The sequence below is a fragment of the Maribacter zhoushanensis genome (assembly GCF_029350975.1).
In the GTDB taxonomy this organism is placed as follows: domain Bacteria; phylum Bacteroidota; class Bacteroidia; order Flavobacteriales; family Flavobacteriaceae; genus Maribacter; species Maribacter zhoushanensis.
In genome coordinates this window covers 1-12151 of record NZ_JARKMR010000002.1, presented here as the reverse complement: position 1 = coordinate 12151, position 12151 = coordinate 1, and the positions used below count along the sequence as shown (strand labels likewise).

At 33.3% G+C, this 12151-nt stretch carries 15 protein-coding genes; 5 read left to right on the top strand and 10 right to left on the bottom strand.

Annotation, left to right across the window (positions count from 1 at the left end; all coding sequences use genetic code 11):
• Positions 1–318: 318 nt before the first annotated feature.
• The 3 genes from PXD56_RS06530 to PXD56_RS06520 form a co-directional block, all read right to left on the bottom strand.
• Positions 319–1596, bottom strand: a complete 1278-nt coding sequence (locus PXD56_RS06530) for a tetratricopeptide repeat protein (protein ID WP_276492534.1) — start codon at positions 1594–1596, stop codon at positions 319–321.
• Between the two features lie 126 nt (positions 1597–1722).
• A complete protein-coding gene (locus PXD56_RS06525; RefSeq protein WP_276492533.1) occupies positions 1723–2484 on the bottom strand; it encodes a DUF4331 family protein in 762 nt (253 codons plus the stop codon).
• 21 nt (positions 2485–2505) lie between these two features.
• The gene (locus PXD56_RS06520) at positions 2506–3216 is read right to left on the bottom strand and encodes a DUF4331 family protein (protein WP_276492532.1); all 711 of its coding nucleotides are present in this window, start codon (positions 3214–3216) and stop codon (positions 2506–2508) included.
• 202 nt (positions 3217–3418) lie between these two features.
• On the opposite strand from PXD56_RS06520, the gene PXD56_RS06515 reads away from it, so the two are divergent.
• On the top strand, positions 3419–4624 hold the full coding sequence (locus PXD56_RS06515) for an LETM1-related biofilm-associated protein (RefSeq protein ID WP_276492531.1): 1206 nt from the start codon (positions 3419–3421) through the stop codon (positions 4622–4624).
• Between the two features lie 24 nt (positions 4625–4648).
• Here the strand turns inward: PXD56_RS06515 and PXD56_RS06510 are convergent, their stop codons facing one another.
• The 7 genes from PXD56_RS06510 to PXD56_RS06480 all read right to left on the bottom strand — a co-directional run bounded on the left by PXD56_RS06510 (position 4649) and on the right by PXD56_RS06480 (position 8675).
• A complete protein-coding gene (locus PXD56_RS06510; RefSeq protein WP_276492530.1) occupies positions 4649–5413 on the bottom strand; it encodes a LytR/AlgR family response regulator transcription factor in 765 nt (254 codons plus the stop codon).
• 34 nt (positions 5414–5447) lie between these two features.
• Positions 5448–5813, bottom strand: a complete 366-nt coding sequence (locus PXD56_RS06505) for a 2TM domain-containing protein (protein WP_276492529.1) — start codon at positions 5811–5813, stop codon at positions 5448–5450.
• A gap of 1 nt (position 5814) precedes the next feature.
• Complete coding sequence (locus PXD56_RS06500) at positions 5815–6153, bottom strand: 2TM domain-containing protein (protein WP_276492528.1); 339 nt, start codon at positions 6151–6153, stop codon at positions 5815–5817.
• On the bottom strand, positions 6144–6434 hold the full coding sequence (locus PXD56_RS06495) for a 2TM domain-containing protein (protein WP_276492527.1): 291 nt from the start codon (positions 6432–6434) through the stop codon (positions 6144–6146). The genes PXD56_RS06500 and PXD56_RS06495 overlap by 10 nt, the downstream gene beginning before the upstream one ends.
• An 18-nt stretch (positions 6435–6452) precedes the next feature.
• A complete protein-coding gene (locus PXD56_RS06490) occupies positions 6453–6737 on the bottom strand; it encodes a 2TM domain-containing protein (RefSeq protein ID WP_276492526.1) in 285 nt (94 codons plus the stop codon).
• A gap of 141 nt (positions 6738–6878) precedes the next feature.
• Positions 6879–7331 carry a pyridoxamine 5'-phosphate oxidase family protein gene (locus PXD56_RS06485; RefSeq protein WP_276492525.1) on the bottom strand — a complete coding sequence of 151 codons (453 nt, stop codon included), beginning with the start codon at positions 7329–7331 and terminating at the stop codon, positions 6879–6881.
• Positions 7332–7352: 21 nt separating this feature from the next.
• Positions 7353–8675: a 2TM domain-containing protein gene (locus PXD56_RS06480; protein ID WP_276492524.1), complete on the bottom strand. Its 1323-nt coding sequence runs from the start codon at positions 8673–8675 to the stop codon at positions 7353–7355.
• Positions 8676–9040: 365 nt separating this feature from the next.
• Here PXD56_RS06480 and PXD56_RS06475 point away from each other — a divergent pair, with 365 nt between their 5' ends.
• From PXD56_RS06475 to PXD56_RS06460, 4 genes are all read left to right on the top strand, one after another.
• A complete protein-coding gene (locus PXD56_RS06475) occupies positions 9041–9730 on the top strand; it encodes a helix-turn-helix transcriptional regulator (protein ID WP_276492523.1) in 690 nt (229 codons plus the stop codon).
• Between the two features lie 86 nt (positions 9731–9816).
• On the top strand, positions 9817–10767 hold the full coding sequence (locus PXD56_RS06470; RefSeq protein WP_276492522.1) for an alpha/beta fold hydrolase: 951 nt from the start codon (positions 9817–9819) through the stop codon (positions 10765–10767).
• Positions 10760–11341: a YdeI/OmpD-associated family protein gene (locus PXD56_RS06465; RefSeq protein WP_276492521.1), complete on the top strand. Its 582-nt coding sequence runs from the start codon at positions 10760–10762 to the stop codon at positions 11339–11341. The genes PXD56_RS06470 and PXD56_RS06465 overlap by 8 nt, the downstream gene beginning before the upstream one ends.
• A gap of 219 nt (positions 11342–11560) precedes the next feature.
• The gene (locus tag PXD56_RS06460; RefSeq protein WP_276492520.1) at positions 11561–12094 is read left to right on the top strand and encodes a hypothetical protein; all 534 of its coding nucleotides are present in this window, start codon (positions 11561–11563) and stop codon (positions 12092–12094) included.
• Positions 12095–12151 lie beyond the last annotated feature (57 nt).

The window sequence follows — 12151 nt, the reverse complement described above, 5'->3', positions numbered from 1 at the left end:
TCTTTTGTAGAGATCTGTGGGCAAATATCATTTTGCCAACCATTAAAATCATTAAGCTAATCCATAATGTAAAGAGTAGGTATTCCATAACACTAATTGGTTTACTTGGTTACTTTTAGTTCAAGATTCAAAATCTTTGGGAACATTTTGAATGCATTTGGTCGGTAAATATATGTATTTCATCTATACGCCTGTTAAAAAAAACCAAATTTTCGATGAAATACGTAATATTAACAATGCCACGACTTTAAATCGTGGCACTGAAAAAAAACAATCCAACCTAAAACAAACATGAAATGCTATTAATTGGGCAATCAATTACAAATCATGGACTTGCTTTTCCATACCAGGGCCTAATTCATAAATAGCCCCTATTAATTCTCCTTTCAACTCCTTAACTTTTTCTTCTTCGCCATTGGCTTTATAAACTTCTGCTGCCTGATACAACAAAGCCGGTTCAAATGTTTTTCCATAAACGTAGGTGTTCATAATTTCCATTGCTTTCTCTTTATCGCCGTTTTTCAAATGACTATAACCTAGCCAACTATAAGATTCTGGTGTAGGTCTATTAGCTACCTCTTGTTGTGCCAAAATCAAGGCACTATCATATTGCTTGGTTTCGCCAATGTATAAATCTAGGTTGTATGCATTGTACATATCGCCATAGGCTGTATTCTTTACTCTCGTAAAATACTCGTCTAAATTCTTTGTGCGCACAACATCGTCACCTATATAATCTGCAATTTCAGCTTTCAACAAAAAATAATCTGGTGCAGAATAGTTTTTGGTCACCGAGTCTAAAATGCGAATTGCCTCTTCGGCATTTTTATCATTTGAAAAAACGATCCATGCAATTCCTTTTTTAGCATATGCATTATCAGTATCAATTTCTAATGCCTTCAAATAGTGATGGTAAGAATCTTTAATTCTACCTGCATGACCGTAATAGTCGCCCAAATTGGTATAGCTCCACAACATTAAATCTTTATTCTTTGCGGTTTCAGCTTTTGTTCTAGCCTTCTCCATAAATTTTATGGTGGTATCTAAATCGCCTTTATAATCGTTCCATTTTGCTAAACGAATCATATACCCAAAATCTGACATGTTCTTTAAACTATCTAAATAGCTTTCTGCCAATTGATAATTACCTAATTCCATATGAACATCAAAATACAAGCTTTGTGTTTCACTTTTATCCCCGCCAATTGCCGCTGCATTATCCGCTAATTGCAATGCTTCTTTAAAGCGGTGTTGAGATATATAATTTCTGGCCAAAGACCTGTAAAAACCTGGCTTACCGATATTGGCAATATCAACGGCTTTTTTTAAACTCCTTTCTGCCTTCTTTAAAAATTCAATATCACCAGTCTGCTGAAAGTACCTATTGTACTCCCCACCTACCACACCAAAGCTGGTAAGCTGCATACTATCTGGTCTTATTTTAGAATTCCATAGGTCAAAATATTTTGAAGTTGTTCTAATTTCGTTAGCGACTAAAAACTTGTTGTAATCTTCTTTATTTGCAATTGCGTCCTGATTTTTGGTATCACATGATGACACCAGTATCACTACTATTAATAGCTTTAATAATTTCATAAGGTTGTTTTTTTGTGGATTGTTTAAAATAAGGGGAGCTTTTCAACTCCCCCATTCCCTTTTCTTTTTCATAAACACTTAAGGGATGTGCCTACCGTATATATTAAACATACGGTTTAGACAATTTTATTCAGGTGCGCCCAAGTATGGGAACGTTGTACCTACAGTAGCGGTTAGCCCAACGCCATCTGAGGTTAATCTTGGTAAATCTGCCATACCATCACCATCGGTATCTTGACCACTAAAACGGTCACCTTCCATACCACCAAATAATAATATCAATGAAACATCGATGACATCATCTTGTGGAGTTCTACCCGTCAATGCTACTTCATCACCATCTGGAACCAAAATTCTACCGTCATCATCGGCATCTGTACCCGGGTTAAAGTAAGTAGTAGGTAAGTTTGGTGCCACCTCTAAAACATCTGCCGCCAAATAACCCGTTAATGTAGGGGCATCTAATCCTAATATGTTATTCTCATAATTTACAGCTGCAGGATCTGCTCCTAAAATGTTTGCGTAAACATCATGATATGCTTCTAACCTTGCTTCAAAATCAGCTTGAAACGTAGCTGCCATTTCTGAAGGAATAGACACGTTATGTGCATCTTTTAAAGTACCATCTGCACTTAAAACGGTATTAATACCCGGTCTTCCCATAAAATCAACTTGTGCATACGTTCCTGTAAAATCTGGCGCCATTGCCTCTTCACAAGGGGTACATGTACCACCACAATCAACTCCTGTTTCATCACCGTTCATTATACCATCATCACATGTTGGTGTTATTACTACCGGTGTATTGTCATCATCATCGCTACAAGAAGCTAATGCTACTACTGCCATAAGAGACAAAAACGTATATTTTATATTTTTATATTTCATCATTATATTTTTAAGAGGTTATTATTGTTTTGCGTTGGTAGTTACCCATGTTTTATACACTTCTAAACCAAGTGCATTCTGGCCTGTTGTTGCACCTAAAAGGCTGTTAGGTAGTTCTACTACAATAGACATTGTATTGGCACCATCAAAAGTATCAACGGCAGTTTCATCGTCGTCGTCAGTAGAATTAGGATCACCTGCTGGTTTAAAACCTAAAGGTGCCGTACCACCTATTACTTCATTGAATTGAAAAAAGTCAAAGAAAAAAGCATCTTGTCTTGGACCTGCAAATAATGAAACTCCGCTATCCGTAGTTTCTACAATAGCAGTTTCTGCAGAAATGACAACTGAACCTAATGGTGCATCTACCATAATAGAACCGTTTAGCCCTGTTTCACTTGGCGCAACCGGACCAAAGAAATACATTTTACCATCTCTTGGTATTGCCTGTATTACCAAATCTTCTACCAAGTCGTTATCGGTATCGATATTGATTTCCAATAATACATTCTCGTCGAACGTACCGTAAGCTAAATCTGGCAGTACATTAGATTGAAGATCTACCGCAAAAACGGTGTTGTCCGAACCTTCTGTTGGCTCAAACGCATAAAAATCGGCAATATCTGCCGTGGTCCCCATAGCGCTAGGTGCATCAATATGATCTGCAGCCACTAAAAGAACTCCTACCAAGGCTAATGCCCCAAGTCCCATAAATAATTTTGATTTTTTCATTATCTCTTTTTTTAGATTAGAATCACCCTTACTTACGGAGTTAAAAACGGAGGGTTCATTTTTTCTTAAAAAAAATTAAATTTACTTTTCAGCTGTATAATGAGACCCATAGAAAAAACTTTGTTACAGCTTATTATGTAACCATTTATAAATAACTGTGAAGTAATAATTAGCTAACTTTGCAGTGTTAAATAATTAAGATATGAACCCGTCTTCCTCTGGTTGGATCGAGAAATATGGTTCGGTTGTTCAAAAACACCAAGACGAATTTCCAACTTTTGAAGCCTTGTATGCTACGCTTAAAAAAAGCGGGTTTGTGTATGGACTGAATTCTGGTATTCCTGATTTTATTGAATTGGAGCATACATTATCTGAAGACGAAAAAGCAAAAATTAATTTACTACATGCCCTATTCTTTACCTACCGAACCGAAGGTGGTGAAGACTATTCTATATTTATAGAACAGGTTTTTAAGTTCTATGAGATACTGAATATTAGCCGAGCCGGATTTTTTGATAAATGGTTTACAGGAAGTAAAACCTCTGCCAAGCTTGAAAAGCTGATGACCTCAAGAATTTACATTGAGGATAATATCATTAGTAAAACCTTTAATAGCCTTATTACCAATTCACTTCTATTTATAGATGTGCTACTTTTTAAACACTTTTTAAATAACCATACCGATTTAAAGAAAAAAGCCGAAGAGATTGAATACCTAGCGATAAATATTACCTATGATGCGTTAAGCTCTAAGGAGTTGGATAGGAAGGATAACAAACTTTCTCAACTGCTGGCTTCTTCTTTAACCTATATAAGTTGTGCAGAAAATAGCTTTGATGGTACTTACCGTAAAAGATTACTTGATAATAAAGACAATTGGGAAAACCGATATTTATTAGATATGGCCTGCCTTACCGTTTGGGAAGATCATTCTTTAGATTACACTGAATCTGAATTTATATTTGGAATAGGAAAAGACCTTGGATTTGACAACACCGTTATTTCTACATCTATTATGGATGTTACCCAATTCTTTAAACTCAATTTTGATACTATACCTTATTTAAAGGAAAAGAACTTGGCAATGCAGTTCTATGATAGTATGGGTAAATTGGTAAAGAAACTTATTCTTAGAAATAGTAAGCGGTTACATAAAGAGCTTTCTCAAAGTGCAGAATTGGTTGCATTATTATCAAAGTCTACCATACGCGATTTAAGCGATGAGGAAAAAAAGAAGGTTCAGAATCAACTATTGGATATTTTTAAAAGCATACCTTCTCTTGCCATTTTCATTTTACCTGGCGGTGCTATTCTACTACCCATATTTATTAAGTTGATTCCTAAGCTATTGCCATCGGCATTTGATGAAAATAGAATTGACGAAGAAGAAGATTTATATCGTAAATAACTTAATATCAATTTATTAAATCTTCTATTCTAACCAAAGCTTAAAATCTTTCACCTTTTCTCTACTCACGATAATTTCGTGATCAGCGTTGTTATTCAACTTGATCTGTAACCTTGAATTGGTGTATGAAACTATATCTTTTATGTGATCTATATTCACGAAGAACTTTCTACTTACCCTAAAAAATACTTGTGGTTTCAACTCCTCTTCTAGTTGTTCTAAAGTAGTATCTAACAAATAATTGCGACCATCTTTTGTAGCGGCGTAGGTGCCTTTATTTTCACTGTAAAAACATTCTACGTCTTCTGCATTAATGATTTTTAAATGCTGACCCACTTTCGCTGTAAATCGCTTTTTATATTCCCGCTCTAGCGGATTCACCAATAGCTTCTTAATATCTTCAAAGTCCAAAGCTATCTTACTTGGTTCATTATCAGACTTGAACATTTTTCTGTATTTATTTACAGCTTGCTCTAGATCTTCGTCATCAATGGGTTTTAAAAGGTAGTCTATACTATTCAATTTAAAAGCTTTAAGCGCATACTCATCAAAAGCGGTAGTGAATATAATGGCGCTATGCACCTCAATTACATCAAAAATTTCAAAAGAGAGTCCGTCAGATAATTGAATGTCCAAGAAAATTAAATCTGGATGTTCATTGTTCTGAAACCAATCTATTGCCTCTTCCACAGAATGTAACATAGTAGAAACAGACAAGTCTAAACTCTCTAACATTCTACCCAACCTACGTGCTGCTGGTTTTTCATCTTCAATTATAATGGTCTTCATGGTCGGTATTTATGGTGGTTATAAACAATATGCTTTATTCGTTGTTAGCGTTGATGTACTTCTGAATTTTACGCTCTTCCCATTTTTTCAAATGCCAAGGTAGGTTTCCAAAAACAGTAATTGCATGTATAGCCAGTATAATTGCCCATACTATGGTGGTGCCATATACATTCCAATTTATCCAATCTAAAAACTCAGGATTACCTAAGGCATCTTTACTCACTAATATGAAAACAAATTTATGTCTCAAGAAGTACAAAATGATATTTATAACTAGAAAAACTAGTGCGTGGTTATAGAAACTCTTTATACTAGCCACTTTTGTTTTTGCCCTTTCGTATTTAGACAGCCTGCTAAATTCTTCACTTACAAGATTATCGTTTGGTAGATTAGTTTCCATATTATCTATATTTTTCAGCATCTTTTTTATCCTGCTCTATATATTTACTTATTTGGCGTTGTTCCCAATCTTTACTAAAAAAAGGATTAAATCCAAATACCTTGGCCGCGTGAAATGCCAACCCTATTCCCCAGAAAAACGGAGTTGAAAATGTGCCTATGTTGAACAAAGCTTCTGAAAATGAAGCTCCACCAGACATAATACCCATAATTGTAATGGTCATGATGAATAAATTGACCAGTACATAAATACTTAGGTGAATATAAAACCCTTTAAGCTCTTTTACTTTCTTTTGGGCCCTTGCCAGTTTATCGGCTTGATCAAATTCGTTTAGTTCCATCTTTGCTTATTTTCTTCTTGTTGTAAAAACTCTTGTAATTTTCTTTCTTCCCAGTCACGATTCATAAACGGATTCAAGTTAAAGATTTTATTCGCTTTTAAAAATAAGCTAATGCTTAATCCGAATACTACCCAAAGAAACCAAGCATATTCCCATTCGTTAAGGTAATAATTTAATGCCGCTACGAGTATTATGGTGACGACTGCCGAGGCTACCTTACCATAAAATTCTTTTATCGCTTCTACTCTTAATTTTGCTTTTGTATATTTTGTGTTTTCCATGATCTTCAGTTTATTAAGTTATGATTCTTGCATATATTGTTTGATCTTTCTCTCTTCCCAGTTCTTAACGAAAAAAGGGTTGTACCCAAAGGCATAAAGACCGTTCATAGTTAATCCGAATCCCCAACCCAGTGCCGGAAAAATGGCCCAAGGAAAACTAGTGGTGTTATAATTGATATATGCCAAAATGGGAATTACAATGCAGTACGCTATTAAATTACCGTAAAAACCTTTTATAGCTTCTACTTTATCTTTTGCTTTTTGATACTTGTAATTATCGTTATTTGTGAATTCTGTTTCCATCTTTATAAGTTTTAGGTTATTATTATTTGATTACTATACTTCAAATTTCGGTAGATAACCCAGGTTTTAAAAAAATGAAATACCCAATTGTAATTTTTAATGACTGAATTGTAGAAAGAGGTATTTATAGCTATAAAACCCTTAAAATCCGTACGATTTCTTCGCACTTTCAATTTGTTCTTGCTCTGTTGTATTAGGGTACAGCACGTATTTAGGCGCTAGTATTGGTTTTGTACTGGTGATGGTAATCTTTGTAATAGTAGCGAACGGAAACTTGCCTTCTGTAAGTGAAAGAAGTACTTTTTCCATACTAGAGAATTCTGAAGATGATTCCGCTATAATTTCAGCCTCACCTTTCAACTGAAATCCTTTTTGCTTTAAAACGTCTATAAAGCTGATACAAACATGTTTGTTCTCCCTTATATTCTTAACCGTTTGTGGCGAAGCTATATTTGCAACAATTATGATGTCTTCTTCATAAAAGCTAAAAATCTCTTTTGGTGATACATTAGGTATATTATCTAATGACGATGTCGCCAACCAACACAGAACACTATCGTTTATAGACATTATAATATTTTCTGTCAGCTTCATAATAGCGATTTTAGAACACGTTTAGAAATTGTCTTTCTCCATCAATTCCTTGATTTTTTTCTCTTCCCAATCTTGACCGAATAACGGATTTAGTCCGTATGCCTTTAATCCATGGGCTATTAATCCTATACCCCACCCTACAGCCGGAAAAATTACCCATACAAAGCTTGTGGTTCTATAATTTATAAATGCCAGAACAGGTATAACAATACAGTACGAAGTTAGGTTACCATAAAAACCTTTAATTTCTTCTACTCGCTTTTTAGCTTTCTCATAGCGCTTGGCACTAATGTGCGAATCTTGTGTTTCTTTAAAAGAAATAGCATTGGTCAACATTGGTAGCCTTACCTTAAATTCTTTAGCGGTCTTAAAAATTTGCATTTCTTTTTTAGTAAGTATGGCATAACGCTGGCGTATATTTTGCAGCCCTACCCCACTACTCTTTTTAACAACCTGTTTCTCTTGAAGGTTATTGACCACATACAAGTAATTATCCTCCTCATAAATTTTTATATGCAAAGGTTTGGAAGACGTGACTACATTATGCTTTACTGCATTTTCTAACAATAACTGCAGCGATAATGGTACTATTTTAGCTTCTGGGTTTGTAGCCTCATCAGGGATTTCAAATATGATACTATCTTCAAAACGCATTTTTAATAATCGCACATAGGTTCTGGCAAACTTTAATTCTTCATCTACAGAAATTAGATTTTTACTCTTCTGCTCCAATACATACCTATACACTTTAGATAACGAAGTCGTAAATTTTTGCGCCTGCATAGGATCTTCTTCTATAAGGCTAGTAAGCACATTAAGGCTATTGAAAAGAAAGTGAGGATCTAATTGATTTTTTAAAGCATCGAACTTTGCAGACGCTGAACCTGCTATAATTTTCTGCTCTTTTACTTTAGTATCCTGTAAGGCTTTGTAGAAGTAGAAGGCGTGTATAAATAAGGATATAAATACAGCAACCGCGATAAATATTAAATATGTACTACTATTTTCATTAGATATAAAATCCACTAAGGATTTATTAAAATATGCCACATAAAGTAATAATCTTAACAAACCGTATGCAACTACTATTATTGAAATAGAACCCAAAGACCCATATATTAGCCTCTTTTTAGGGGCTTGTTCCCATGAATATTTTTTAGATATAAACGCCTCGTAGTAGACACTTATTATTGTTAAAACTATAGATATACCAAAAACAATTATTATTTGTTCAGCTTGTTCTTTCCATACAAAAGGTTCTCCCCAACTAAGAAATCGATTAACAACAATAATCCCCAAAGAAATTACAGTACTGTACTTAACTATTTTCAAAATATTACTCATAAAATAAATTTTTGTACGAATCGTAAAATACTAATTTCAGATTTCTAAAATTAGGGATTTCCTTTTAGAAGTATACTTCTTTCTATAAATGCCCTAGATAATAGCAAACATGAAACCTTTTCTTCCAAATTAAAAAAAATGACGACCCAACTGTATTTTTTTGGTACTGAACTGTTAGTATAAACAGTTGTCATTCTTCCAATTAGTGCAGTACAGATTTGAGTGCATATAAATTTGTACAATTTTTCTTTCTTAAATTGTACAAATCTTATAGATTTAATAATTCATATAGTAGAAATATGTGCAATTGTGTGCATATACAATTGTTGTAAGCCATTTGAAAAAACCAATAACTACATTGAAAAATGGATTATTCCGAAACAAATAGACTATCAAGATTAACAGCAATCTTAATTCAATTACAGACCAAACGAATTGTAACTGCTTCGGAATTAGCTAATAAATTTAATATTAGCAAAAGAACTATATACAGAGACATTAAGGCATTGGAACAATCTGGTGTTCCTGTATTAACCGAAGAAGGAAAAGGCTATACATTAATGGAAGGATATAAAATCCCACCTGTAATGTTTACCGAAAAACAAGCAAATGCTTTAATACTTGCAGAACAATTAGTGCTAAATAGTAAAGATGCATCATTTGTCAAGGATTATTCGGAAGCAATAGATAAAATAAAATCAATTCTAAAATATACAACAAAAGATAAAGCTAATATACTTCTTGAACGTACACGTTATGACGAAAACATAAATAGAGAAAGGAATAGTAATAATTTATCAGATTTACAAAATGCATTAACTAATTACAACCTTGTTAAAATAGAATATATCAATAAAGAAAATTCTGCATCAATTAGAATAATAGAACCATTTGCCATATTAAATTCTGAAAATTGGTATTTAGTTGCATTTTGTCGTTTGCGTAACGAGTTTAGGTTTTTTAGACCAGACAGAATTCAAAAATTAGAAATTCTAACAGAAAATTTCGAACCTCATAATATGACTTTACAAGAATATTTTGACAAATATCAGTAACTCTTTTTTACCCTTGCCATAAGGCTGTCATCGACCCAATTTACTTTTGTAGTATAATTATTTTAAAACAAAAAATGACAACACAAATGAACAAAAGTATTAATTCAATCGAATTTCCAAAATCTACTATGATTTCAGTCAATGGTATTGAACTTGAAGTATTTGAAGCAGGTAAAGAGAATAAAGGTAAACCTATTATACTTTGTCACGGATTTCCAGAAAATGCGTTTTCTTGGCGTTTTCAAATTCCCGAACTTGTTAAAGCTGGTTATCACGTTATTGTACCAAATCAGAGAGGTTATGGTAAATCATCTTGCCCAACTGAAATAACAGCTTATGGCATTGAACATTTAACTGGAGATTTAGTTGCTATACTTGACCACTACGGATATGAAAAAGCTACCTTTATTGGTCACGATTGGGGAGCAAATATTGTTTGGAGTCTAGCTTTATTAAATCCTGAGAAAGTAAATAAAATAATAAATTTGGCTTTACCATATATGCAAAGAGGAGAAAAACCTTGGATAGAGTTTATGGAAGAAATATTTGGACCAGATAATTATTTTGTTCACTTTAATAGACAAGTAGGAGTCGCAGATGCTATTTTGGATGAAAACAAATCTCAATTTCTTGGTAATTTGTTCCGAAAAAATGTACCACTTACAATGCCTGAACCAGGTATGATGATGATTAATCTTGCAAAAGCAGAAAAATCACTTGGAGACCCTATAATGAGTGAAAGTGAATTGGCTGTTTATGTTTCTGCTTTCGAAACATCAGGATTTACAGGAGGTATAAATTGGTATAGAAACCTTGACCAAAATTGGCATTTATTGGCAGACGTGAATCCAATCATTAAACACGCTGCACTTATGATATATGGAGACCAAGATATGATTCCTAAATCTGAAAATTTAACAGATTTTGTTCCTAATGTAGAAGTAGTTAGTTTAGATTGTGGTCATTGTATCCAACAAGAAAAACCTGAAGAAACTAATCAAGCCATATTAAAATGGTTAGAACAGCATAATGAATAAAGAGGAAATAGAAACATATTATCCTAAAAGTCAAACAGATTGGAGAAACTGGTTAGAAGTAAATCATCAGTTGAAACAGTCTGTTTGGCTTGTTTTTTATAAAAAATCAACAAAAGTTGCCTCTATTAGTTGGAGTGAATCAGTTGATGAAGCACTCTGTTTTGGATGGATAGATAGTACTAAAAAAACAATTGACTCAGAAAGGTACATCCAATATTTTAGCAAAAGAAAACCTAACAGTATTTGGTCTAAGGTAAATAAAGATAAAGTAGAATATTTAACTTCAAAAAAACTTATTCGAGAAGCTGGCTATAAAGCTATTGAAACGGCAAAGGCAAATGGTTCTTGGTTTATACTAGATGATGTAGAAGCACTAATTATTCCTGAAAATTTAAAAAAAGAATTTGACAAAAGAGAGGGAGCTTTAGAATATTACGAGAGTTTAAGTAAATCAGCAAAGAAAATTCTATTAAGTTGGATTGTACTAGCTAAAAGAGATGAAACTAAACAAAAAAGAATTATTGAAATAGCAGAAAACGCTAGTAGAAACACGAAACCAAAACAATTCCGATAAAATAAAAACGGCTTACAACAATGTATAAAAAACATAGGGCATTTGTGCTTAATCGAAAGGTCTGTGTTTATTAACAAAGTCCGCTAAATATAAAATTTGGCGTTTACAGTAAAAAAAATATAAGCAAAATATTTATATTTAGCTAAGTAATAAACCGAAAAGATAGTGCTTATCACCTGCCCTACGATTTCTTATACTAAACGTTAGTCACAATTTTAAATGAGTACGAAATGGAAATCGGAAATAAAGTGCATTCTATTTATTGGGGTATGTGCTTTAGTACTCACTTTTATCATCTTGTCCCAATTTCAAAACTATAATTGGACTCTAGGATTCGAACACTCAGGATTACTCTGGATTTTATGGATTTTCATTTCGATATTGGGTATAATAGGCGGGAACATCTATTTCATCAGATTTTTAATATCCAAAGAATATAATGGACTTAAAAACCAATTGACTTTAATATTTCTGTCCATATCTGTTCTAGGAATTTATGGAATTGTCAAAGTGGTGAATGGACTTGAAAAATATTTTATTCCTACCTCTGAAAAAACAAAATACGGCTTTACCATTTATCCGCCACTAACAGCCGACCCAGAACAATGGGAACAACTAAATGGACTGAAAAATCACGCTAAAACTGGATATGGACTTATGTTTTTCATAATAATTTTGCTAATTATAACAGCAGTAATTACATGGAAAAGAAAAAAAACTACGCCTAACAAATCCTCCTATGAAAAGCCTTAGTCCAGTTTCTTAAAGTTAATTAATATTTTCTTTTTTGCCTTAAACCACCTTTTTTTC